Source organism: Pseudonocardia kujensis (assembly GCF_021283305.1).
Lineage (GTDB): Bacteria > Actinomycetota > Actinomycetes > Mycobacteriales > Pseudonocardiaceae > Pseudonocardia > Pseudonocardia kujensis.
On record NZ_JAJSOK010000009.1, the window covers coordinates 119,053 to 143,277 of the forward strand.

Consider the following 24,225-nt stretch of genomic DNA (forward strand, 5'->3'; position numbering starts at 1 on the left):
GGACACGATGGCCCTGTCGAGCAGGCTGAGCTGGTACGCCGCGCGAGCGCGGGCGATGAGCCCGGCGGAACTGGCGTGGCGGACCGGGTCGCGGGTGGCGACGGCCACCGCCCCGTTCGGCCGCGACCTTCCCCTGCTCGCCGGCCCGCAGCCGCCGGGCGAGGCGTTCCGCGGATTCCGCGAGGCGAGAGACCGCCCGGTCCTGCTGGACGCTTCTCGCGCCGCCGACATCGCGTCCGCCTGCCCGGACGACGTCCGGGCCGTGGTCGCGGCCGCGGACGAGGTGGCGCGCGGACGGTTCGCCTTCTTCGGCGGTCGCGCCGTCGAGTACGCGGACGGCGCGATCGACTGGAACCTCGACCCCCGGACGGGGCTTCGGTGGCCGTCGGCGCGGTCGGAGAGCATCGACCACCGGGTCCACCACGGGGACCCGAAGTGGATCTGGGAGCTCAACCGCCTCCAGCATCTCGTGTGGTTGGCCCAGGCTTGGCTGTTCACCGGCGACGAGCGCTACGCCGAGGCGGCGTTCACCCACCTCGACGGCTGGTGTGCCCAGAACCCGCCGGGTCGCGGCATCGTCTGGCGCGGCGGCTTCGAGCCCGGGGTCCGGGCCCTGTCGATCGCCGTGGCACTTCAAGGGCTCCGGACCGCGCCCCGGCTGACGGACGCACGCTACGAGCGCTATCTCTCGGTCCTCGCCGAGAGCGCACGCCGCGCGTGGCGCCAGCGCTCCCTGTTCAGCTCGGCCAACAACCACCTGCTCGGCGAGATGGCCGGTGTGGTCACCGTCGGTCTGCTGCACCCCGAGATCGCCGGGGCTCGACGGGCAGCGACACGGGCCCTCGACGTGCTCGCCACCCATGCAGCGCGGCAGATCCTGCCCGACGGCGCCGGGGCCGAGCAGTCGACCGCCTACCAGATGTTCGCGGTGGAGGTCCTGCTGCTGCCGGCCGCGCTGCTGCGGCTGAGCCGGGTCGATCCGCCGGCCGCGATCGTCGACGCGATGACGCGGAGCTCTCGCTTCCTCGGGACGCTCGTGGCCGACGGCGAGCCGCTCCCGCGCTACGGCGACGACGACGGCGGCTTCGCCCTCCGGCTGCACGCCGATCCCGCGCCGTCCGCGGTCCGGCATCTCGCCGCGGTGGACACGTTCCTCGGCAACGCGAGCACGCCGGACCTCCCGGCCCGGTGGCTGGCCCCGGACGCATCGACCCAGGCACCGACCGGCCCCTCGACGCGCACCCTCCCGAACCTCTATGCGCCCGACGGAGGGCTCGTCGTGCTCCGCAGGGGCGGCCGTCGGGTGACGATGGACGTGGGCCCGCTGGGCTACCTCGCGCTGGCCGCCCACGGTCACGCCGATGCACTCGCCGTCACGGTGACCGTCGACGGCGACGAGGTGGTCGGTGACCCGGGTACCGGGAGCTACTACGCCGAACCCGCCTGGCGTCAGGCCTTCCGGGGCACGACCATGCACCCGACGGCGACCGTGGACGACCTCGACCAGTCCGTGAGCGGCGGCGCCTTCCTGTGGACGCGGCACGCCACGACGACCGTCCGTGCCGTGGACCTCGACCGGGCGCTCGTGGAGGCCGAGCACGACGGCTACCTGCGCCTGCCGGAGCCCGTCGTGCACCGCCGCTACCTGCTGCTGCCCTCCGCCGAGGACGTGCTGGTCGTGGACCTCTTCGTCGGGACCGGCGACCACCGCTTCCGCGTCGGCTGGCCGCTCCGTCCCGATGTCACGGCGGAGGTGGAGGCCGGGCGGATCCGTGCTCTGCGCGACTCCCGCGCGGTCCTGACGCTGTCGACCGCCGCCACGCACGACTTCGCCACGTTCGCGGTCCGGGGAGACGAGTCGAGGCGGCTCGGGTGGTGGTCGGACGGCTTCGAGGTATGGGGCCCGGCGCCTCTGGTGGGCACCGTCACCGACGCCACGATCGAGGAGTCCGCGCCGCTGGCGATCGCGACGGTCCTCGGGCCGGAGGTCGACCGGCTCGCGCTCACCAGGACCGGTGACCAGCTCCGGGTCCGGTGGACGCGGCAGTCGGGCGGCGTCCACACCGTCCGGATCGACACCGCCACGCCGGGCGCGGTGTCGTACGACCACGGTCCGGCGGACGAGGGGATGCACTGAGTTGTGCGGTATCGCCGGCATCGTTCGGTTCGACGGAAAGCCTGCTGACGACCTCCTGCTCCGGACGATGACCGAGCGGCTCACCCATCGTGGGCCGGACGAGGAGGGGGTGTGGTTCTCCGGTCCCGTGGGCCTGGGCCACCGACGGCTGTCCATCATCGACATCGCGTCGTCGTCCCAGCCCATGGCGAGCCCGGACGACCGGCTCCACCTGTGCTTCAACGGCGAGATCCTCAACTACCGGCGGCTTCGGGACGGCCTCTCCTACCCCTTCCGCACGGACGGCGACACGGAGACGCTCCTGGCGGCACACGTCGTCCATGGTCCCGGCGCCACCGAGCTGCTGGACGGACAGTTCGCCTATGCCCTCCACGACTCCGCGACCGGGGAGCTGACGCTCGTCCGCGACCGGCTCGGGATCCTGCCGCTCTACTACCACATGGATGCGAACCGCATCGTCTTCGCCTCGGAGATCAAGGCGCTGCTGCCCGCACTGGAGTCGGGTCCGGAGATCGACACCGCCAGCCTGGACAGCTACCTGGGCCAGCGGTCGGTGCCCGCGCCGTTCACCCTCTTCGCGGGGGTCCGCAAGCTACCGCCCGGCCACCGCCTCCGGGTCGTCGAGGGCCGCGCCCGGCTCGAGCGGTACTGGTCGATCCCCGACGGCACGCGGACGGAGGTCACCGGTCCGCAGGCCGTCGCCGAGGTCGAGGCCGCGCTGCGCCGCGCCGTCGAGGCCGCGACCGTGGCGGACGTCCCCGTGGGCGCCTACCTCTCCGGAGGCGTCGACTCGAGCCTGATCGTGGCCCTCGTGAACGAGCTGCGGGGAGGCTCCGGCGTCGACACCTTCGCCGCCGGGTTCGCAGATCAACGGTACGACGAGCTCCCCTTCGCCCGGCGCGTCAGCGACCTGATCGGGACCCGGCACCACGAGGTCGTGCTGTCGCCCGCCGACTTCACGGACCTGTGGCCCCGGTTGACCTGGCACCGCGACGCCCCGATCTCGGAGGCCTCGGACTTCGCGGTGTTCCGACTGGCCGAGCTCGCCCGGCGACACGTCACCGTGGTCCTGTCCGGCGAGGGCAGTGACGAGCTGTTCGGTGGCTACCCGAAGTACCGCGTCGCCCCCAAGCTCGCCCGCATGGCCAGACTGCCGGCTCCGTTGCGGGTACCGGTGGTCGAGGCCGTGCAGCGGAGACTGCCGCCTGCGGCCGCTCGCGCCCGGATCGCCCTTCGGACGCTGTCCGGGGCGACGGAGGAGGACCGGAACCTGACGTGGTTCGCCCCCTTCACCGGCGCGGAGCGCGCCGAGCTCGTCGGCCGCTGGCCGACGCACCCGCGCGCCCGGGCCTCCCGGGACGGCGACCTGGTCCGGCGGATGCTCGCCGCGGACTGTGCCTCGTGGCTCCCCGACAACCTGCTCGAGCGGGGGGACCGGATGTCCATGGCCGCCTCCCTCGAGCTCCGCCCCCCGTTCCTCGATCACCGGCTCGTCGAGCTGGCGTTCTCGTTGCCGTCCGACGTCAAGGTGCGGCGCGGGATCACGAAGTGGGTGGTCAAGGAGGTGGCCCGCCGTCGTCTGCCCGCCGAGATCGTCGACCGGCCCAAGGTGGGCTTCCGGGTGCCCATGGACGCCTGGTTCCGGGGCGGCCTCGAGGCGATGGCCTGGGACCTGCTGACCGCACGGGACTCGCTGGCCTCGACCCTGCTCGACCGGGCGGCGGTGCAACGGTTGCTGCACCGCCACCGGAGCGGCGTCGCGAACGAGGAGGCGCGGATCTGGCCGTTGCTGTCCCTCGAGGTCTGGCATCGCACCTTCTTCCTCGGCGAAGGTGTGCCCGAGGGCCAGGTCGCCTAGGAGATGCCGGTGAGAAGCGGGATGCGTCGGCCCGCCGACGCGGACGGCCGTGGAACGATCGGATCGTGAGAGCGGGACGCGGTGGCCGGGCGGCCGCCTGGGCGGCGGCTGCGTTCGCGCTCGTCTTCGCCGGGTGCGCCGCACCGTCCTCCTCCGCCGCGGAGGGGGTGTCGTCGGAGCTGCTGTGGGCCGGGGACCTGGAGACCGGCGACCTGTCCCAGTTCCAGGACGGTCCCTGGAACCTGGTCGGGGGTGTCCCTCCGAAGATCGTCGAGGACCCCGTCCGGAGTGGCAGGTACGCCGTCGCCCTGACCCTCGACCGGACGACGACCAGCGCCGACGGGATCTGCTGCGGCTCCCGCAACGAGCTGCTGCCGAAGGTCCCGGACCTGCGGGAGGGCGACGAACGGTGGTTCGCCTTCTCCACCTACCTGGAGCCGGGGTTCCCGGTCGACGCGTACTGGCAGGTGCTCACCCAGTTCAAGCAGGACGGCGACGGGCCGCCCCCGCTGGGCCTCTACGTCGAGGAGGGGCAGTACCGGATCGAGGGCGGCGGCGGGCACCCGTGGAGCCCCGATCCCTTCGACACCCCCATCGGCGCGGCCACGACCGGTGAGTGGGTCGACTGGACGATCCACGTCGTCTTCTCCTCGAACCCCGACACCGGCTCTGTCGAGGTGTGGAAGAACGGTGCGCTCGCGCTCCCCCGCTTCGCGCCGCCGGCCGGAACGATGTACCCCAAGATGTTCGGGACCGCGGACAGCTACGTGAAGACCGGCTACTACCGCAGCCCGGACATCGCGACACCGGGCACCCTGGTCCTCGACGACTGGCGGATCGGAACGACCCGCGAGTCCGTCGATCGCTCTCCGTCATGAGGTTCACCACCAGCGTTACCCGACGTAACGAACGGGTCCGCCCGGCCGACCCCCCCGGCGGGAGCGGGGTGGTCCACTCGGTGGCGCCCCCGCCACGGCGGAGGGACGAACGGGTGGTGGGTCGGGAGAGCGGGCTGCGGGTTCCCGCGGGGACGGAACCGTCGTTCAGCATCATGTGCTCGGCCTACCGGTGCGAGGAGTACCTCGCCGACACGATCGAGTCCGTCGTCGCGCAGACGCGTCCGGACTGGGAGCTCGTCGTCGTCGACAACGGGATGTCGGACTCCATCGCCGCGATCGTCGAGCGGTACTCGGCGGACCCGCGGGTCCGCCTGATCCGCCAGGAGAACCGTCGGCTGGTCGGCGGCATCGCCACGGCCGCGGCGGCGGCCCGGGGCCGCTATCTCGTGCCGCTCGACAGCGACGACATGCTCATGCCGGAGTTCTGCCGCCGGATGGCCGAGGTGCTCGACGCCCGGCCGGAGATCGACGCCCTGTCCTGCGACGCCCTCCTGTTCCAGGACGGCGAGGAGCGCGACATGGCCCGCTCCTTCCTGCGCAGCGTCACGGGTCTGGACCACTCGCTGACGCTCGCCGACCTGATCGGCGCGCACGACGTCGCACCGTACTTCGCGGCGTTCCGCCGGGAGGCCTGGTTCGCGGCCGGTGGCTACGCACCCGGGACCGACCTGGTCGAGGACATCGCGCTGTTCCTGCGCCTGGTGGGCGACGGGTACGACGTGCGCGTCCTGCCGGAGAAGCTCACCCGGTACCGCATGCGGGACGACTCGGCGTCCCGGGACCCGAGCAGCGTGGAGGCCTTCGAGTCGAGCCGCGAGCAGGCGTACGCCGAGGCCGCACGGTCCGCCGGGGACCCGGAGGCCCTCCGGGCGCTGGACCGCCGGCTGCGCGGCTTCCGGTACCAGCAGGCCCTGCGCCGGGCGCGGTGGTCCTTCCTCCAGGGGGACGTGACAGCGGCCCGTCACGAGGCGCACCAGGCGTTCCGGGCGAAGCCGACGCTGCGCAGCACCGCGGTGGTCGCCGGGCTGAGCGTGTCGCCGCGGCTGCTCAGGGCGATCCACCCGGTCAAGCAGCACCTGACGACCGCGGGCGCACGCCTCGCCGCGAAGGTCGTGGGCCGGCGCGCCCACCTGACGGGTCGCTGACCGGTCAGCCCGCGGGGTCCGGCTGATCCGGGGCCACCCGAGCGGCGGTTCGGTCGCCTCGCCGGCGGCGCAGGGCGGTGACGAGGTCGTTCACGCCGCGTCGGTCGACGACCGCCAACAGCCCGACGTACAACGCCAGGAACACCAGCCCGTCGACGGCGAGGAACACCACCCCGAGCCACACCGCGCGGCTGTCGGAGTGCAGCACCGTCGTCTCGAGCAGCCACGTCCCGGTGCCGGCGACCAGCGCGGCCGCCAGCGCCGGAACGGTGGCACGCAGGACGTCCGACGTCCGCACCTCCAGCTCGCGCCGGGCCGCCGCGGTGGCCTGCACGCCCACCACGAGGGCGGTGACGGACACCGCCACCCCCACCCCGACGAGCCCGAGGGGGAAGACCAGGGCCAGCAGACCGATACCGAGCACCAGCTCGACGGCGTTCAGCCGGTGGATCAGGGCGGTCCTGCCGAAGCCCTTGATGGCCTCCTCGCTCACGATCGAGAACGCCTTGCCGATGACGAGTCCCGCCGTGGCCATGACGAACCAGCCGGCTGCCCGCCACGGCTCGCCCAGCACGACGACGACGAGCGGCTCACCGAGGGCGAGCAGCAGGACCGCCAGGGGGGCCGCGACGACGGTCACGGCGCTGAGGGCCCGCCGGTACGCCCCGACGAGCCGCACGCGGTCGTCCGCCAGCCGCGAGAAGGCCGGGAACAGCGCGTACGACACGACCTCGACCATGGCGTTGACGGGGACCCGCGAGATCCGCAGGCCGTAGCGGTACTGGCCGAGAGCCGCCGTGTCGAGTGCGCGGCCGACGACGACGGACTCCGCCAGCTGTCGGACCTTGGCCACGACCGAGCCGGCCACGAGCGGGAACCCGTAGCGGGCCATCTCCCGCCAGAGGGCGACCGAGCCGCGGACCTGGCCGGGCCGCCAGCCGGCCAGGCACCACACGAGGACGGTCAGGGTCAGGTAGGAGGCGTACGTCCCGATGACCAGCGACCAGACACCGAAGCCCAGTGCCGCCAGCGTGACGCTGACGACGGCGAAGGAGGCAGAGACCGCGGGCCCGACGATCAGCCTCCGCTTCACGCTGAACGCGCGCTGGAGGAAGGCCTCGGGAACGTTCGCCAGCGAGTAGACCAGCAGGCCCCCGGCGGACACGGCCGCGATCATCCCGGCGGTGGAGCTGTCGAAGATCCAGCCGATGACGGGGGCGGCCACCAGCGCACCCAGGCTCATCACCAGGCCGGCGCCGAGCGTGGCCCAGAAGACCGTCTCCGCCGCACGCTCGACGTCGTGCCGCCGGTTGACCAGTGCCGCGCGCAGCCCGCCCTCGGGGAACTCCTGCAGGAAGGTCGTGATGACCGTCCCTGCCGCGAAGATGCCCACCTCGGCCGGGGTCAGCAGGCGTGCCAGCACCACGGTCTGCACCAGCGTGATGCCCTCGCCCAGGCCCTGCGCCACCGCCGAGGCCGCGGCGACGCGCCTGATCCTGCCGGTGAGACGGGTGCCGGAAGCCGGCTCCGTGGGGCGCCCCGGAGTCGTCGAGGTCATCGGTCCCCACACCGGATGAGGTCGAGGCGTGCCGGCACGGGAGGTAGCTCGGCAGGACTTCGGAGATCGTTAGCCGTGGGCCGGTAACCAATGCGGACGACGCGACGAACGTCCGGACGTGACAGCACGAGTCCGACGGTCGGACGCCGCGGGGCGGCCACACGTCGTCGTCCAGAACGGCGAGTACTGGCTGCGCAACAACGGCGACCTCGCGATGCTCGAGGTGACGGTCGGGCGTCTGCGGGCGCGGTGGCCCGACGCGCGGATCACGGTGCTCACGAGCGCCCCGTCCCTGCTGAGCGCCTATCTCCCCGGCGTGGAGCCCTTGTCCGACGGCAGGTTCCGGGCGCTGGCGAAGCCGGCGTGGACGGTCGCCGAGCGGCTCGGTCCGCGCGTGGTCGGCCCCCTCTCCGCCGCGTCGCTCGACCTCCGCAAGCGCGCGTCGGAGCGGCTGCGGTCGCTGCGGCCCGGCCCGGCCGACCGGACCGCCCCGGGCCCCTCGGCGTCACAGGTCCACGAGCTCCCGGCGCTGCCCACCGACGTCGCCCGCGCGATCGAGGACGCGTCGCTGCTCCTCGCGATCGGCGGGGGCTATCTCACCGACGTCGACCCCGACGCCTGCCTGCGGACGTTCGCCATGCTCGCCCACGCCCGCGACGCGGGCGTGCCGTCCGCCGTGGTCGGCCAGGGCCTGGGCCCGCTGACCGACCCCGGGTTGCGTGCGCTCGCCGCACAGGCCCTGCCGACGGCCCGGGTCATCGCGTTGCGCGAGGGCAGACGGGGACCGAAGCTGCTCGAGGAGCTGGACGTCCCGGCCGACCGGGTGGTCGTCACGGGCGACGACGCCATCGAGCTCTCGTACGCGGCCCGCCGCACGCGGGTGGGCCGCGACATCGGTGTGTGCCTGCGTGTCGCCGAGTACTCCCCCGTCGCGGCCGGCCCCGCCACGGTGGTCGGTGAGGTCGTCCGGGCTGCCGCGGCGGCCCGATCGGCGGCCCTGGTGCCGCTCATCATCTCCGAGTACCGGTCCGAGGACCGCCGCTCGACCCTGCCGCTACTGGAGGGCGCGCCGCGCGCCGCGGCTCCGTTGGGTCCCTTCGTGCGGGCGTCCGAGGTGGCGGCCGAGGTCGGCCGGTGCCGGATCCTGGTGACCGGGGCCTACCACCTGGCGGTGTTCGCACTGGCGCAGGGGATCCCGGTCGTCGGGCTGACGTCGTCGACCTACTACGACGACAAGTTCCTCGGCCTCGCCGAGATGTTCGACGGGGGCGTGGACACGGTGCGGCTCACCGGGCCGGGACTGCACGAGCGCCTCACCGACGCCGTCACGACGGCCTGGGACCGCGCTCCGGGGCTGCGCGAGCCGCTGCGCGGCCGGGCCCGCGAGCAGATCGCGTCGAGCAGGGCCGTGCTCGATGACGTACTCAGCGTAGTCGAACGCTGATCCGAATCCCGTGCGCCGCGCGCAGGTCCCCGAATCGCTCCCGCGAACCGTCACGGAGCGCTAACACGCTCCGGCGGTCGAGCGAGCCCCGTGGTGACCGGCCCGTCGCCCTCATCGTCGACTCCGAAGGTGGTCTGAGCTGTGAAGGTCGTACTGTTCTGCGGCGGTTACGGGATGCGGATGCGCGACGGCGTCTCCGATCTTCCGAAGCCGATGCACCAGGTGGGTCCGCGCCCGCTGATCTGGCACGTGATGCGCTACTACGCCCACTTCGGGCACACCGACTTCGTGCTGTGCCTCGGCTACGGCGCGCACCACATCAAGGACTTCTTCCTCCACTACGACGAGACCGCGTCGAACGACTTCGTGCTCGACGGCAACGAGGTCGAGCTCCTCGGGAGCGACATCAAGGACTGGCGGATCACGTTCGTCCACACCGGTCTGGACTCGGCGATCGGTGAGCGGCTCCGTCGGGTGCGTCCGTTCGTCGAGAACGAGGAGATGTTCCTCGCCAACTACGCCGACGTCCTGACCGACGCCCCGCTCGACGACATGGTGGCGCAGTTCGCGGCGAGCGACGCGGTCGGCGGGCTGATGGCGGTGCCGCCGCAGTCGGCGTTCCACTGCGTGCAGGTCGACGAGGACGGCCGGTTGGGCTCGATCTCGACGTTGCAGGAGCTCCCGCTGTGGGAGAACGGCGGGTACATGATCTTCCGTCCGGAGATCTTCGACCACCTCACCGAGGGCTGCGACCTGATCGGCGACGTCTGCACCCCGCTCGCGCGGGAGGGCCGCATGATGGGGTACCGGCACAAGGGCTTCTGGCAGCCGGCCGACACCGTCAAGGAGCGGATCGCGCTCGAGGCCGGCTACCAGGCCGGCAACCGCCCGTGGATGTTGTGGGACGGTCCGAGCGACCGCGAGCCGCTGCAGGCCGCGATCGCGCAGAAGCAGGCGGAGCTGACCCGCTGACGGCGCAGCGGCGCGGCCCACGGTGCCCGGCGGCTCAGTGCCGACCGGGCACCTTCCGTCGCAGGGCCTGCAGGGCCGGGCACAGGAGCCACGGCGCCAGGACCCTCAGCAGGGCCAGGTAGGCCAGCACCAGCACGACGGATTCGACGACCACGGCCGCAAGTCCGGGCACGATCGGCAGCGCGTCGGCGCGGACCAGGACGCCCTCGGCCCAGGCCACGCCGGCGGTGGCGAGCACGCCGGCGACCGCGGGCGGGAGCAGCCGGGCGACCAGTTCCCTGCCCGTCACGCCGACGACCGCCCTGGCGGCCCACAGCCCGGTCAGGCCGACGGCCACGGCGGCGCCGGACATGGCGAGCCCCACCCCGGTGAGCCCGAGCGGGAGCAGCAGGAGCAGCAGGCCGACCCCGGAGACGAGGCCGACGACGCTCGGCCCGTACAGCCGCCGGGAACGACCGGTCCCCTTGAGCAACTCGCCCGTGACGGCCGTCAGCGCCTGGCCGATGCCGTACCCGGCCATCGCGGTGAGGGCCACCCCCGCCTCCCGCCAGCGCTCCCCGAGGAGCAGCACGGCGAGCGGCTCGCCGCAGGCGACGAGGATCCCGCTCGCGGGCAGTGCGGCCACCCAGAGCCACGTCAGGGCGCGCAGGAACGCCTGTCGCAGCCGCTCGGCGTCGCCGGCGATCCGCGCGAAGGCGGGGAAGAGCACGAAGGCGCCCGCCTGCACGACGACCATGCCCGGGAGCTGGGCGATCCGCTTGCCGTAGCGGTAGTAGCCGAGCGCGGCGGGGTCGAGGGCCCGCCCGACGATCACGAGCTCCAGCAGCTCGCGAACCCGCTCGAGCAAGGTCCCCACGAGCAGCGGGAACCCGAAGCGCGCCAGTTCCCGCCACAGCCGGAGCGACACTCGGCCGCGGCCGGGACGCCAGCCCCCGAGGGTCCAGCTCGCGACCAGCCAGGTGAGCATCTGGGCGTAGGAACCGATCACCATGCACCACACCCCGAAGCCCAGCGCGGCGAAGGTCACCGAGACGGCCGCGAAGGCGATCGCGTTGAGCGGGTCGATCACGAGGCGCCGACGGAAGTCGAGGCGGCGCTGCATGAGCGCGTCGGGCACGTTGGTGAAGGCGTGGATCACCATCGTGCCGGAGATCGCGGCGGCGACGGCCCCGGCGGTGGGGCTCTCGAACACGAGGGCGACCAGCGGCGCGCACGCCAGCGCGAGAAGGCTCATCAGCAACCCACCGGCCGCCGTGGCCCAGAAGACCGTGTCGGCGGCGTCGGCCAGGTCGTCGTCGGCGCGCTGGATCAGCGCCTGGGTGAGCGCGCCTTCGGCGAACACGACGAGGAAGAGGGCCAGCCCCGATCCGGCGGCGTAGAGGCCGACCTCGGCCGGGGTGAGCAGCCTCGCGAGCACGAGTGTCTGCCCGAGGCTGACGACCTGGACGAGCACGAGCGCGGCCGTCGACATGGCCGCCCCGCGGCGGAGCACCCCGCCGAGCGGCCCCGGCGTGCCGCTCACGACCGTACGACCCGCACGCGGTGCCGTCCGTCGCGGACGAGCCCGGCGGCCGTCCGGCTCCAGCGCTGTTTGACGGGGTGGAGCCGGCGCATCAGCCCCGGCGCGAGGGCGAGTCCGGCGATGACGGCGGCCGGGCGCACGGTGCGGCGCTGGGCGAACGCCCGGAGTGCCGCCCGGAGGGCCGCGTCGGTGTCGCCCTGCAGCAGTGCGGTGCGCGAGTGCCGCAACGCCTGGTGGTACCGGATCCGGCGCAGGGTCAGCTCGAGCGCGCGGTCCACCTCGGGCGCCGGGGTGAGCTTGCTGGCGTCGATGAAGGCCCGCTCGAGGTTGGCCTCGAAGGAGTCCGCGTGCGCGGGGTCGCGCGAGGACGAGTCGGTCCGCAGCCGGTACCGCGCGAGCCGCTCGTCGAGGACCCGCACGTCGCACCCCGCCACCACCAGCCGCAGGAACATGGCCAGGTCCTCGACCTTGGGGGTGCTGCAGCTGTAGCCCTTGGCCCTCACCCAGGCCTCGGCGCGGATGGCCGCGGTGTAGTAGAGGACCTCGCCACCGATCATGGTGACGAGGTCGACGGACCGCTCCGGGTCCGGTGGCGTGGTGATCCCGAGGGACTGCCGGTAGCTGCGGATCCAGTCCCGGTCGTCGCCGTCCTCGAAGACGTAGGCGTCGATCCCCACGACGTCGACCTCGGGCCGCTCGGCGAGGACGGCCGCGGTGCGCTCGCAGAACGCCGGCATCAGCAGGTCGTCGCTGTCGAGCACGGCGTAGTACCGGCCGCGGGCGACCGCGGCGGCGGCGTCCACGCCTCCACCCAGTCCCTTGTTCTCCTGGCGGACCAGCCGGATCCGCGGGTCGTCCCGGTAGCAGGAGACGATCTCGGCGACGTCGTCGGACATCCCGTTGTCGACGACGATCAGCTCCCAGTCCGCCAGCGTCTGTCCCTGGACCGACTCGATGGTGTCGGAGAGGTAGGCCTCGGTCCGGTACGCCGAGGTCAGGATGCTGAAGAGGGGCTGCTCGCCGGTCGTGGGGAGGCGACCGGGCGTGGTGGTCATCGTCGTCGTGGACTTCCCGTCACCAGGAGAGGCCGTGGTACCGCGGGTCGCCCCGGCGGGATCGGGCGTCGGGCATGCGTACCAGGTCGACGACGACATGCTCGGGTCCGAGGCCCTCCAGCGCCGCGAGGATCTGCGAGTCGCGCGAGCCCACGATGCAGACCTCCGCGTGCTGGAGCACCTCGTCGGCGTCGTCCTGCAACAGCTCGGAGACGTGCGGGAGCCGGTCGTGCAGGTAGGCGCGGTTGGCACCCACGATCCGGGAGAGGGCCACGTTCGGGTCGAAGATCCGGACGTCGTACCCCTTGCCGACGAGCCGCTCGACGAGCTCGACCAGCGGGCTCTCGCGCAGGTCGTCCGTCCCGGCCTTGAAGGAGATGCCGAACACCCCGATCCGCCGGTGCCCCAGACCCGTCACGAGCTCCACCGTGCGACGCAGCTGGGACTCGTTCGAATCGAGGACGTGGGCCAGCACCGGTACGTCGAGGTTGTGCTGGCGTGCGGTGTGCGTGAACGCGCGGACGTCCTTGGGCAGGCACGACCCACCGAAGGCGAATCCCGGGCGCAGGTAGGCCGGGCTGATGTTCAGCTTGGTGTCGGCGAGGAAGACGTCCATGACGTCGTGCGAATCGAGACCCAGCACGTCGGCCAGCGCGCCCACCTCGTTCGCGAACGTGATCTTGAGCGCGTGGAAGCTGTTGTCGACGTACTTCGACATCTCCGCCGTCCCGATCGGTACGCGGAACCGGGGCCCCGGGAGCCCGTCGTACAGGCTCATCACCAGGGCTCCGCTGCGTTCGTCGCTCTCCCCCACCACGGTCTTGGGCGGGTTGAGGAAGTCGGCGACGCTGGTTCCCTCGCGGAGGTACTCCGGGTTCACGCACACGCCGAAACCGACCCCGACCGTCTTGCCCGAACTCCGTTCGAGCAGGGGGATCAGGAGCTCGGCCGCGGTTCCGGGAACCATGGTGCTGCGATAGACGACGACGTGGAACCCGTCCTTCGTGGCGAGGGCGGTGCCGATGTCCTCGGTGACGCGCTGCAGGTACTCGGTCGACAGGCCGCCGCCCGGGCCGGAGGGCGTGCCGACGCAGACGATCGAGACATCGCTGTCGCGCACGGCCTGCGCCGCATCGGCGACCCGCAGCCGGCCCGTCCCGACGACCTCGGCGATCAGGTCTCCGATCCGCTCCTCGACGATCGGGCTCTGCCCGTCGCGGATGAACTCGGTCTTGTCCGGGTTGGCGTCGACACCCAGTACCGTGTGGCCCCTGGCGGCGAGACAGGCCGCCGAGACACAGCCGACGTACCCGAGCCCGAAGACGCTCACCCGGAGCGCTCCGGTGGAACCGGACAGTTCGCTGATCGCCACGACTGGTGCTCGGAAACGTCACGATCGACGTTACGACGGCATGGTGTCCGAACTGGAACGGCACGAGGAGGTCCCGCACGTGGCCGGACGAGGTGTCGAGCGGCTGGCGCTCGCGGTGGCCGTGGCCCGCTACTACCTGCGCCCCGTGCGGCGGGAGATCGGCCGTCTGCGGACCCGCAGCGCTCGGGACACCTGGGGGGTACGGGTCGGCCCGGCTCCGCTCGGCGAGCACGTCCTGGTCCTCCGCACCCCCCGGTTCGACGACGCCGCGGCCTGGCGCGCGGCTCGGCTGCGCGAGCGGGCGCGGATCGAGCCGTGGTGGGCGGACTCCCCGCAGACGTGGGAGGAGCGGCACAGCGAGGCGGCCTGGGTGACGGGTCTGCTCCACGCGCGGACCGAGGCCCGTGCGGGCCGGGCGTTGCCGCTCGTCATCGAGATCGACGGCGAGCTCGCCGGCGAGGCGAGCCTCGAGTGGATCGCGCCGCACACCTCGACGGCCGAGCTGAGCGTGTGGGTGGACTCGCGCTGGGTCCGCAAGGGAGCGTCGGGTGTGGCCGGACGCCTGCTGTACGGCTACGCCTTCGACCGCCTGGGCCTCCACCGGCTGATCGCCCCCATCGCCAGGGGCAACGTCGGCGCGGCGCTCGGCGCCCGCCGGATGGGCATGGTGAAGGAGGGCACCATGGCGGGCTTCCTCGAGGTCGGCGGCGAGCGCCGGGACCACGACCTTTGGGCCCTCACCGCCGACCGGTACCGCGGTCCGAACAGGACTCAGTAGGCGCCGCGGCCGTTGGCCACCGCGCCGAAGGTCTTCCAGAGGATGGTCAGGTCCAGCGCCATGGACCAGTTCTCGACGTAGCGCAGGTCGAGGCGCACCGACTCCTCCCACGTGAGGTTGCTGCGACCGCTCACCTGCCACAGCCCGGTCATGCCGGGCCGCACGAGGAGGCGCCGGCGGGCGTCGTCGGCGTAGGTCGCGACCTCGGAGGGCAGCGGCGGGCGGGGCCCGACCAGCGACATGGTGCCCGTGAGCACGTTGAGCAGCTGCGGGAGCTCGTCGATGGAGTACTTGCGGAGGGTGGCGCCGACCCGGGTGATCCGCGGGTCCCTGGCCATCTTGAACAGCGTCCCGCCCGCGAAGTCGTTGTGCTTCTTCAGCGCCTCGAGCCGGGCCTCGGCGTCGACCGCCATCGACCGGAACTTCACCATCCGGAACCGGCTGCCGTTGGCCCCCACCCGCTCCTGCCGGAAGAAGACGGGGCCGGCATCGTCGATCTTGATGGCCAGCGCGATCAGCAGGAACAGCGGGAAGGCGACGAGGAGGATCAGCGCGGCCACCACGCGGTCCATGATGTACTTCGACACCCGCGAGGACCCGGAGAAGCGCGGCTTCGACAGGCGCAGGAGGGGGAGCCCGTCGATCGGCGCGATGTGCAGGCGCGGGCCCGCGATCTCCATCAGGCCGGGGTCGACGGCGAGGTCCGCGTCGGTGGACTCCAGCTCCCAGGCGAGCCGCTGCAGCCGTCCGGGACCCCAGCCCGGCGCCTGCGTGACGGCGACGACCCGGAACCCGCCCTGCTGCGCGACCGCCCCGACCGAGTCGAGGTCGCCGACGACCGCGACGTCCTCGATGGTCGCGCCGTCCTCCGTGGTGCCCGATCCCGTGGGCGTGCACGCACCTTCGACCCGCCAACCGAAGTGGGGGTCCCGGCGGGTCCTCGCGATGAGGTCCTCGACGGCCTCGACGCTGCCCACTGCCAGGACCGGCACGCTGCAGTGGCCCCGGCGACGGGCCCTGTGCAGCCGCTTCCGCAGCACGAACCGCCCGAGCACCATCAGCCCACCGGTGAGGGGCAGGAGCAGGAACACCCAGATCCGGACCGACGCGACCAGCAGGGTCAGTCCGCCGAGCGCGAGTGTCACGGTGGCGCCGATCGTCGCGTTGGCGAGTCGGCGGAACTCCGCGGGCCCGGCGCCGAGGATCGCGCCGTCCCAGGCCCGGGCCAGCGGCAGCGCGGCGACGAGCAGGGTGGCGCCGATCAGACCACAGCCGAGGAGGGCCCGGTTCGAGGGCATGTGGTCGCCCCAACCGAACAGGATCGTCGCCAGGGTGACCGCCGCGATGACGGCCAGGTCGGTGAGAATGGCGAGCCTGCGCCAGCGCGGCGTCCACGGCTCCGCCGTCGGGGCGGCGAACGCAAGAAGCCGGTCGGACGTCAGCATGGAGTCTGTGGTGGCGACGAACGGCTCGTCGACGCGAGCCGCGACCCGGCCACCGTCTGGATCTCTGATCACGCTGACGTACCCCCTTGGGCTGTCGGGTGGCCGGTCGGACCCCCACACAGGGGAACGACCGGCCCGTCACGGCGATGCTGCACTCGTACAACTCCGACAATCCGTTACAGCGGGTAGGCGAATTGACATTCGGCCAGTTCGTCTACCTGCATAAGGGCGATCTTAGGTAGGCAAGAGATCACCTAGAGTGACCAGCGTGGATTGATCCGGGGGCAGTGTCCCTCTGGGCTCAACGGTGCAGCGCGCGACCGCCCCGGACGACACCCCGGACGCCTCTCCAGAGGATCAACGCGTCGAGCGCCGGGCTCCAGCTTTCCACGTAGCGCAGGTCGAGCCGCACGGACTCCTCCCACGTGAGGCCGCCTCGACCGGCCACCTGCCAGAGGCCCGTCAAGCCGGGCTTGACGAGCAGCGTGCGGTGGGCGTCGCGGCCGCTCGCGGCGAGCTCGACGGGGCGCGGCGGCCGTGGCCCCACCAGGGACATCGAGCCGGCCAGCACGTTGAAGAGCTGGGGCAGTTCCTCGACCGCCGACGCCTTGAGCAGTGCCCCGATCGCGGTGACGGCCTCCGGGCCGTGACCCGCCCCGGTCGTGGTACGGAACCGCAGCACCCGGATCAGGCGACCGCCCCGCCCGACGCGGACGTCATGCGCGAGAACCGGACCGCCCGTGGCCTTGATCGAGAGGGTGACGGCAAGGAGCACCGGGGCCAGCAGCAGGATCAGCGTCGCGGCGACGGTCCGGTCCATCACGGCCTTGACCAGCGCGGCGCCTCGGCCGAGCACCGGCTCGGAGAGCTTCAGCAGGGGCAGCCCGTCCACCGGCGCGACGTGCAACCGGGGTCCGGTGACGTCGATCAGGCCGGGTTGGACCACCAGGTCGATCCCGGTCCCGCCCAGCTCCCAGGCGAGCCTGCGCAGCCGGTGGTGGCCCCAGCCGCTGACCGGGGCCACCGCGACCACCTCGTAGCCCCCGGTGCGCGCCGTGGGTCCGACCGCGTCGAGGTCGCCGACGACCGGGACGCCGAGCAGCTCCGGGCTCGCCGCCGGCCCGGTGCCCGTCGAGGTGCAGGCACCCGTGACGCGCCACCCGTGCTGGGGAGCGCGCTGCGTCCTGGAGATGAGATCGGCGACGGCCTCGTCACTGCCGACCGCGAGCACCCGGAGCAGTCCGCCTCCTCGGCGGCGCAGGGCATGCAGGCGCCGGCGGAGCACGTACCGCCCTGTCGCGGCGAGGAGCCCGAGGAACGGCACCACCCCGAACAGCCATGCCGTGGTGGCCGGGCTGTCCAGCAGCAGCCCGGCGACGCCGACGATCGCCGCCGTCGCTCCGACCGCGCGGAAGAGCCGCCCGAACTCGTCCGGCCCCTGCCCCAGCATCCGGCGGTCCCAGGCCCTGGTCGCGACCGCCGCCACGACCAGCCCGCCGACGACGGCCGCGGACAGGAGCGCCGCGGCGCAGAGGTCCGCACGGAGTCCGGCCGGATCGCCGAGGAGTCCTGCGGCGACCGCCAGCAGGGCGGCGCCGACGTCGGACACCGCCGCGGCGCCCGCGTAACGCCGCTCCCAACGGCGGTCGGTGCGGCGGCCCGTGGGGCCGCTCACGCCACGAAGGTGAGGATGCCGCCGACGGCGGCCCGAACATCTGGGTTTCTCGTCCTCGGGAGAACTCGTCGCGTCCAGATCGCCACTCACCGTGATCGACCGCTGTCGTCGCTCACCGTGAGTTCGCCCTCGTACACGCACTGATCGACCCGCGCCGACTCCCACCGCCCCACGACCTTGTACTCGGAGCCGATCACCGCGCGTTACCAAGTTCCGAGGACAAATCTGGACGCCGTCGGGGGCCGTGAAGCTCCTCAGCGAGCGGGCAGGTGGAGGTGGCCGAGAAGTTCCTCGGCGCGGCGGGCAGGTCGAGAGTGACCGGCGCCCCGACCCAGCCCCTCGTGTCCGCAGCTCCTGCCCGGTGTCCGGCCGCTGCACGCCCCCGCGTGGCTCCGTGGCTCCGTGGAGTCCTTCAGGTCGAAGGAGCGAAGCCCGCGCTCCTGAGATCCGCCCGCGGGGGCCAGTGACCGCGCGAGTGAGCCACTCAGGCAGTGATCCGGGCCTTCACACTCTTCATCATCTCAACGCCACTGGGCGCGACCCGCAGCACCGCCCACATCACTGCAGGCCTCACCGAGGGGCGCTGCTGGAACGCCGTCCAGGCCTGCTTGCGCGCGGTCCTCGGGTCCGACCTGCGCATGGCCTCACGGCTGCGCCGGAGCGCCTTCTCGTAGCGCAGGTTCCGCAGCGTCGTCCGTAGTTGGGCGAGCACCTCGGGATCGTCGGTCAGCGTGCCGACGCGGGCGAACGCCCGCTCCACGCTGTCGTCGTACACGTCCCAGTCAGCCGGTTCGTGGTCGGGGTTGTCGGGGTCGAGCCGGTACCCGCCCAGCGGCTCCGGCAACACCCGCAGGTCGCACCCCGCCGCCAGCATCCGCAGGCACATCTCGAGGCTCTCCACCAGCGGAGTGTCGGCGGCCCAGCCGCCGGCCTTCTCCCAGACCGTCGCGCGGATGGCGGCCGTGGTGTAGAGAGCCGCACCGCGCAGAACCTCGACGAGCGGGACCCGATGCTCGACGCCCGGCTCGTCGGTGATCCCACAACGCTGCCGGAACGTGGGCGGCTGGTCCTCGCCGTCGAGGAAGGGAAGGGCGTCGACGCAGAGCACGTCGATCTCGGGCTGCCCGGCGAGCACCTTGCTGATGCGCTCGCAGAACGTGGGCTTCAGCCGCCCATCACCCGGGAGTACGGCGTAGTAGGCGCCGCGCGCTGCCGCCGCAGCTGCGTTGACGCCGCCTGCCGGGCCCTGGAACTCCTGACGCACGAGCCGGACCCGCTGGTCGCCGGCGTACTTCTCGACGATCCGAACGGCATCGTCGGACATCCCGTTGTCGACGACGACGAGCTCCCAGTCGGCGACGGTCTGCTCGACCACGGAGTCGATCATGTCGGCCAGGTGGGCCGCCGAACCGTGAACCGGGGACAGGAAGCTGAGCGCGGGCCGGCCCGCGGAGTCGACAGCACGCATACCCGCCGTACTCGGCGCCGGACGATGGGGCGTTAGCGCGACCGGACGGTGTCCGCCCGGTCGCACTGAGCGCTGAGACGGCCCCTACTTCACCCGGCAGCGCCACCACCTGCCCGGCGACGAGTGCGTCGAGGGAGGTGATCACGTCGACGTTGAGAGCAAAGATCTCTCGCCGGCGCGCTGCGTCGTCGAGCTGCGCGGCGGCGATGGACTCCACGGTCTCGCCGGGCTGCACGACGTGGAAGCGCGGCGATGGCGAGGGGCCCGGACGTTCGCGGAGCAGGGCATCCCGAGCCGAGCCGAGTTGTCCGAGGGTGATCGGCTTTTCGTGAGGCAGCTCGTCATGGTCACTCATGTCGCCCTCTGATCACTGACACGGGATACGAAGGTGTACGTGTGAACGCTCTGCCGCACGCAAGGCCGGCAACCCTCGGGCGCCCTCACCTCCCCCACCCCACCTCCGGCAGCCTCCGGACCAACGGGTGCTCCGGGTCGACCCCCTGGAGCCCTTCTCGCACCCGCGCCAGCTCGTGGACGGCCTCGGACCGGGAACCGCGTCGCATGAGAACCCCGGCCAGGTGCACCCGGGCGACGAGGGTGTCGAGGTGTTCCTCCCCCAGCTCACGGACCCGGCGGTCGAGGACGTCCAGGAAGATCGTCTCGGCCGCGGAGAAGCGGTGCTGGGCGAGGTGGACGAGCCCCAGCGCGTCGAGGCTGCGCATGGTGTCCACCTCGTGCGGCCCCACGACCTCGGTGTGCAGCTCCACGGCGGCCAACGACGCCTGCTCGGCCTCGGCGAGCCTCCCGTCGAGCCGGAGCAGCCAGGCCGTCAGGGACGCGCAGCGCAGCTCGTCCGTCGCGGCCCCGACCTCCTCGAGCAGGGACCCGTAGCGGGAGAGCAGGGCGAACGCCTCCGTCCGCCGCCCGGCGAGCCCGAGCAACCAGATCCGCCGGTAGAGGGCGGTGAGGGCGTGCGGGTGCCGCTCGCCGAGCGTCCGGACGGTGTCCCGCAGGACCTGCCGCGAGTCCGCCAACGCGACCCGCATCCGTCCCGACGTCCCGGCGACCCAGGTCAGCTGCTCCCTCGTCGCGAGTGTGTCCGGATCGAAGCCCCCGTACACCTGCGCGCGGACCGCACGGATCTCCTCCAGCTCCGCCTCGGCCGCCGCCAGCCGCCCGCGGAGCGCATCGACCACCGCGGCCCCGTGCCGGACCTCCAGCACCAGCCGGTCCTGACCGCCCAGCACGTGGGCCGCATGCGGGGCCAACGCGGCGAACCGTGTCCGGGCGTCGTCGAGCCGCCCGCGCCGGGTCACGACCCTGGCGAGGTGATACCGCGTGGTGAGCGTGGCGAAGTGGTCGTCGCCGAGCACGCGGCGCCGGTCGGCGAGCAGCGCCTGCAGCTCCCGCTCCGCCGCCCGCACCCGTCCGCACCGCAGCAGCGCCCACGCCCGGTACGAGCGGCTGTCCATGGTGTGGTGGTGGTCCGGCCCCAGCACCTCCCGCCGGGCCCGCACCACGGCCCGCAGGTCGTCCTCGGCCTTGCGCGCGCCACCGAGCTGCAGGGTGAGCCGGGCGAGCGTGTGCCGGGTGCGCAACGTGCGGGGATGGTCGACGCCGAGAACCTTCTCCTGGTCGGCGAGGAGGTCGGAGTAGGCGTCGAGGGCGTCGTCGAACCTCAGCCGGCGCATCGCGACCCAGGCCTGCCGGACACGCACCATGAGCGTCATCGAGTGGGTGGCGTCGAGGGTGTCCTCCAGCTCGCGACGCAGCTCGCCGAAGATCGCGCGGGCCTCCTCGAGGCCCTCGCGGCCGAACGCGTCCTGCGCGAGCAAGCAACCGAGCCGGTACCGGGAGTTGTACACGTCGAGGTGGGCGCGGGTGCCGTGCAGCTCCTCCCGCAGCCGCACGATCGCGCGCAGCTCCTCCTCGGCCTCGGCCGGGTTGCCGGCCATCCCGGTCACCCAGGCCAGCCGGTGCCGCGTGGCGAGGGTGTCGCGGTGGAGCGGCCCGAGCAGCTCGGTCCGCTCCACGAGCACGCCGAGCAGTCGGCGCGCCGCTGCGTCGAGCTCCCGTTGCTCGGCGAGCACCCAGCCGAGGAGGTCCCGCGCCGACAGCGTCGACGCGTGGTGGCGCCCGTGCACCCGGACCTTGTCGGCGACCACCCGACGGATCAGCACCTCGGCACGCTCGAGGTCGTCCTCGACGGCCGCGACCGACCACGCCCGTGTCTGCCGGGCGTCGAGGCGGGCGGGGTGGTCGTCGCCGAGGAGCTCGGTGAGCGCGAGGGCCTGTTCGAGCAGCGCGACGGCGAGCGGGCTGCCATCGGCCCGGACGAGCCGCCCGGCCACCCGGTCGGCGAGCACGAGCACGGCGGCGCGCTCGGCATCCGACGCCTCCGCCGGCAAGGTGTCGAGCAGCTCCTCGGCGTGCGGGTGGAGGCGCCGGACCGCGGGCCAGTCCCCCGGCAGGGCGGGGTCGAGCGCCTCCGCGGCCGCCGTGAGCACCGCGACGGCCCGGGCATGCGCGTATGCGGACGCCTGTCGGCGAGCGAGCTCCGCGAACCCGTGGTGCAGCTGCACCACCTCGGTCCCGTCGCCCAGCCGCCGCCAGTCGAGCAGCCCCACCGCGATGATCGCGTCGAGCGCCTCGGGGTCCTCGGGCAACGCGACGGAGGGCAGCGCCTCGTCGGGGTGCAGACAGGCGACGACGGCGAGCAGCTCCCGTGCCCGGTCCCGGACGTCGTGCGGCACGGCGTCGAGGCAGACGGCATAGGTGGCGGCGACGGCGGCGCTCGGCAGCGGCACCGGGTCGAGGCCGACGAGCATCTCCTCCAGCCGGCCGGTCCCCCCGGCCGCAGCGGCCTCACCCGCCCCGCGCAGGGCGAGCGGCAGGCCGCCGAGCAGCGCCGACAGCCGTCGGGCGGGCTCGACCCAGCCGGTCCGCGCCGGCGCCGGCAGGCGGTCGAGGACGATCCGCGCGCCCGACTCGGCGTCGAGACCCTGCACCCGGTGCACCGCGGCGTCGTGGCCCCAGCTCTCCGCGTCGCCGTGGCGCGTGGTCACGAGCACGGTCCCGGCGGGGCTGCGCCGGGCCCAGGCGGGATGGCCGACAGCGGCGGGTCCGGCGTCGTCGAGCAGGACCACCCAGGGGTCGTCGGCGTCGTCGAGGAGGGCCCAGAGCGCGTCGGCCCGCTCGGCCGGGTCGTCCGGGCGCAGGGCGAGGTCGAGCAGGCGGGTCGGCGCGCCGAGCAGGCGGGCGACCCGACGCAGCCCGTCACAGACGTCGTCGAGGTCGTGGGCGGTCACGCAGATCGCGCGGCCCGCACCGTCGAGGTGCGCCGCGACGACACGAGCCGTGCTCGTCTTGCCGAGCCCGGCCTCCCCGACCAGGACGAGGGCCGGGCCGCCGAGCGGCCGGGCCCGCGCCACGAGGTCGGCGACCATCGCGTCCCTGCCGTGCAGGACCGGCAGCTCCCCGACCGGCGGCACGATCTCCGCGGCCACGTCCACCGGGTCGGCGCCGGTGAGCCCGGAGAGCTGGCGGAAGCGCGCCTGCCCGGACTCCCCCGTGCCCTCCGCGCGCGCCGCCTCGAACAGCGCGCGGTACCCCTCGTCGTCCCACCGCCCGCCGAGCAGCGTGACCACCCGTTCGGCCAGCCCGACCCGCACGGTGACGTCGCCGTTCAGGAGCCGGTGCACCGGCTCGTCGACCCGGCCGCCTGCGGTGAGCTCGCCGCGCAGCCACTCCTCGTCGCGGCCCGCCCATGTCAGCAGGGCTCCGAGCTCACGCCGCCAGTCCGCGCGAGCGGTGCCGCCTGGGGTGCTCCCGCCGAGATCGTCGAGCGCGTCGAGGGCCCGGAACCGCCGCATGACGTCCGCGACGTCCGCGGCGGGCACCGCTCCGGCCAGCTCCTCGACAGGGCGTTCCGCCCAGGCCAGGTCCGGTGGTCGACTCCTCGACCGGCGATCGTCGCCCTCCTGACCGGGGGTGTCGAACGCGCTCATCAGCCCTCCCCTCCCCTCTCCCGGCGGTGGCGCCGCTTCCAGCGGTACAGCTGGGTCTCGATGACCTTGGGACTGACCTGCAGCGCCCGTGCGGCCTCGGCCCAGGTGGCCTCGGCGTGGGTGAGCCGGTGCTCGACGGCGGCGCGCAGCGTGGCCGGCATGGTGCCCAGCAAGGGGGCGAGACGGCTGGTGGGCTCGCCCCGCAACGCGTCGACCAGGTCGGCCTCGGGGAACCGGGACTGCTCGCGCGCCTTCTGCACCTCGGCCGCCAGGCTCCGGACGGCCCGGGCGCGGGCGCGGCGCCAGGCGGTGAGCTGCTCGCCGAGCACGAAGTAGCAGCGGGTGACGAGGTAGCCGGGCACGGCGCGGCCGCCGGACTGCCAGCGACCGCCGAGGACGTCGTGCCGCCGGAACCGGATCAGGGCGTGCGCGACCGTGGTGTCGAACAGCTCGACCCGCTGCGCGGCGTCGCCGCGGAGGGTCTCGCCGTCGTCGGCGCTCAGCCACAGCACGTGCAGGCCCGCGCGTCGGCGATGGACGTTGGCTTCGGCGATCAGGGTGTGGCGCAGGAACTGTTGGTGCAGCGTGGCGAGCGCGTAGCGCGCGAGATGCTCGGCCGCCCCCTCCCAGTCCGGTCCCCGCGCCCCGCAGCCCCGCAGCACCGCCATCGCCTCCTCGTCGCCGACACGACACAGCAGGCATCGGCACCACCGGCCCGGATCCCGCTCCCACTCGTGCACGTGCACGGACGCCTCCCCGTAGGTGTCCGGGGCGTCCACCGCGCCGCCCGCGCCGACCTTCGCCTTGCCGCGCACTCCCTCCTACGGGCGCCGAGGAGCCCACCCCCTCGCTCCGCGGAGAAGAAAGTGTCGGCCGAACGACGACGCACC

At 73.3% G+C, this 24,225-nt stretch carries 16 protein-coding genes; 7 read left to right on the forward strand and 9 right to left on the reverse strand.

Going from position 1 to position 24,225, the window contains the following annotated elements; translation table 11 throughout:
- Positions 1–7: 7 nt before the first annotated feature.
- The 4 genes from LWC35_RS09400 (at position 8) to LWC35_RS09415 (ending at position 6,039) form a co-directional block, all read left to right on the forward strand.
- Positions 8–2,137, forward strand: a complete 2,130-nt coding sequence (locus tag LWC35_RS09400; protein WP_232869695.1) for a heparinase II/III family protein — start codon at positions 8–10, stop codon at positions 2,135–2,137.
- A gap of 1 nt (position 2,138) precedes the next feature.
- Positions 2,139–3,995 carry an asparagine synthase (glutamine-hydrolyzing) gene (gene asnB, locus LWC35_RS09405; protein ID WP_232869655.1) on the forward strand — a complete coding sequence of 619 codons (1,857 nt, stop codon included), beginning with the start codon at positions 2,139–2,141 and terminating at the stop codon, positions 3,993–3,995.
- Positions 3,996–4,060: 65 nt separating this feature from the next.
- A complete protein-coding gene (locus LWC35_RS09410; protein WP_232869656.1) occupies positions 4,061–4,873 on the forward strand; it encodes a polysaccharide lyase family 20 protein in 813 nt (270 codons plus the stop codon).
- Between the two features lie 113 nt (positions 4,874–4,986).
- A complete protein-coding gene (locus LWC35_RS09415) occupies positions 4,987–6,039 on the forward strand; it encodes a glycosyltransferase family 2 protein (RefSeq protein WP_232869657.1) in 1,053 nt (350 codons plus the stop codon).
- 4 nt (positions 6,040–6,043) lie between these two features.
- Here LWC35_RS09415 and LWC35_RS09420 read toward each other — a convergent pair whose 3' ends face one another.
- Complete coding sequence (locus tag LWC35_RS09420) at positions 6,044–7,597, reverse strand: oligosaccharide flippase family protein (RefSeq protein WP_232869658.1); 1,554 nt, start codon at positions 7,595–7,597, stop codon at positions 6,044–6,046.
- A 118-nt stretch (positions 7,598–7,715) separates the two neighbouring features.
- On the opposite strand from LWC35_RS09420, the gene LWC35_RS09425 reads away from it, so the two are divergent.
- Together LWC35_RS09425 and LWC35_RS09430 are read left to right on the forward strand one after the other, a co-directional pair.
- Positions 7,716–9,041, forward strand: a complete 1,326-nt coding sequence (locus LWC35_RS09425; RefSeq protein WP_232869659.1) for a polysaccharide pyruvyl transferase family protein — start codon at positions 7,716–7,718, stop codon at positions 9,039–9,041.
- 141 nt (positions 9,042–9,182) lie between these two features.
- On the forward strand, positions 9,183–10,013 hold the full coding sequence (locus tag LWC35_RS09430; protein WP_232869660.1) for a sugar phosphate nucleotidyltransferase: 831 nt from the start codon (positions 9,183–9,185) through the stop codon (positions 10,011–10,013).
- A gap of 34 nt (positions 10,014–10,047) precedes the next feature.
- Here the strand turns inward: LWC35_RS09430 and LWC35_RS09435 are convergent, their stop codons facing one another.
- The 3 genes from LWC35_RS09435 to LWC35_RS09445 are packed head-to-tail and all read right to left on the reverse strand — an operon-like array spanning position 10,048 to position 13,962.
- On the reverse strand, positions 10,048–11,535 hold the full coding sequence (locus LWC35_RS09435; protein ID WP_232869661.1) for an oligosaccharide flippase family protein: 1,488 nt from the start codon (positions 11,533–11,535) through the stop codon (positions 10,048–10,050).
- Positions 11,532–12,590, reverse strand: coding sequence for a glycosyltransferase family 2 protein (locus LWC35_RS09440; RefSeq protein ID WP_232869662.1), 1,059 nt, complete (start codon positions 12,588–12,590; stop codon positions 11,532–11,534). The genes LWC35_RS09435 and LWC35_RS09440 overlap by 4 nt, the downstream gene beginning before the upstream one ends.
- Before the next feature lie 19 nt (positions 12,591–12,609).
- The gene (locus LWC35_RS09445) at positions 12,610–13,962 is read right to left on the reverse strand and encodes a nucleotide sugar dehydrogenase (protein ID WP_232869663.1); all 1,353 of its coding nucleotides are present in this window, start codon (positions 13,960–13,962) and stop codon (positions 12,610–12,612) included.
- A gap of 40 nt (positions 13,963–14,002) precedes the next feature.
- Here LWC35_RS09445 and LWC35_RS09450 point away from each other — a divergent pair, with 40 nt between their 5' ends.
- Positions 14,003–14,740 carry a GNAT family N-acetyltransferase gene (locus LWC35_RS09450; RefSeq protein WP_232869664.1) on the forward strand — a complete coding sequence of 246 codons (738 nt, stop codon included), beginning with the start codon at positions 14,003–14,005 and terminating at the stop codon, positions 14,738–14,740.
- Here LWC35_RS09450 and LWC35_RS09455 read toward each other — a convergent pair.
- The 5 genes from LWC35_RS09455 to LWC35_RS09475 form a co-directional block, all read right to left on the reverse strand.
- Positions 14,734–16,185: a sugar transferase gene (locus LWC35_RS09455; protein ID WP_232869665.1), complete on the reverse strand. Its 1,452-nt coding sequence runs from the start codon at positions 16,183–16,185 to the stop codon at positions 14,734–14,736. The two genes, LWC35_RS09450 and LWC35_RS09455, sit on opposite strands and share 7 nt — an antisense overlap.
- A 301-nt stretch (positions 16,186–16,486) precedes the next feature.
- Entirely contained in the window at positions 16,487–17,860 is a 1,374-nt protein-coding gene (locus tag LWC35_RS09460) for a sugar transferase (protein WP_232869666.1), read from the reverse strand.
- Between the two features lie 484 nt (positions 17,861–18,344).
- Positions 18,345–19,328, reverse strand: coding sequence for a glycosyltransferase family 2 protein (locus LWC35_RS09465; protein ID WP_232869667.1), 984 nt, complete (start codon positions 19,326–19,328; stop codon positions 18,345–18,347).
- Positions 19,329–19,768: 440 nt separating this feature from the next.
- Positions 19,769–23,335: a tetratricopeptide repeat protein gene (locus LWC35_RS09470; RefSeq protein ID WP_232869668.1), complete on the reverse strand. Its 3,567-nt coding sequence runs from the start codon at positions 23,333–23,335 to the stop codon at positions 19,769–19,771.
- Positions 23,335–24,150 (reverse strand): hypothetical protein, encoded by an 816-nt coding sequence (locus LWC35_RS09475; RefSeq protein WP_232869669.1) that lies wholly within the window; start codon positions 24,148–24,150, stop codon positions 23,335–23,337. Before LWC35_RS09475 ends, LWC35_RS09470 begins: the two co-directional genes overlap by 1 nt.
- Between the last annotated feature and the right edge of the window lie 75 nt (positions 24,151–24,225).

What these genes read in the sequence shown, in the direction of transcription:
- LWC35_RS09470 (WP_232869668.1), bottom strand. Translation starts at nt 23,335, where the DNA reads ATGAGCGCGTTCGACACCCCCGGTCAGGAGGGCGACGATCGCCGGTCG.
- LWC35_RS09465 (WP_232869667.1), bottom strand. Translation starts at nt 19,328, where the DNA reads ATGCGTGCTGTCGACTCCGCGGGCCGGCCCGCGCTCAGCTTCCTGTCC.
- LWC35_RS09450 (WP_232869664.1), top strand. Translation starts at nt 14,003, where the DNA reads ATGGTGTCCGAACTGGAACGGCACGAGGAGGTCCCGCACGTGGCCGGA.
- LWC35_RS09420 (WP_232869658.1), bottom strand. Translation starts at nt 7,597, where the DNA reads ATGACCTCGACGACTCCGGGGCGCCCCACGGAGCCGGCTTCCGGCACC.
- LWC35_RS09400 (WP_232869695.1), top strand. Translation starts at nt 8, where the DNA reads ATGGCCCTGTCGAGCAGGCTGAGCTGGTACGCCGCGCGAGCGCGGGCG.
- LWC35_RS09455 (WP_232869665.1), bottom strand. Translation starts at nt 16,185, where the DNA reads ATGCTGACGTCCGACCGGCTTCTTGCGTTCGCCGCCCCGACGGCGGAG.
- LWC35_RS09440 (WP_232869662.1), bottom strand. Translation starts at nt 12,590, where the DNA reads ATGACCACCACGCCCGGTCGCCTCCCCACGACCGGCGAGCAGCCCCTC.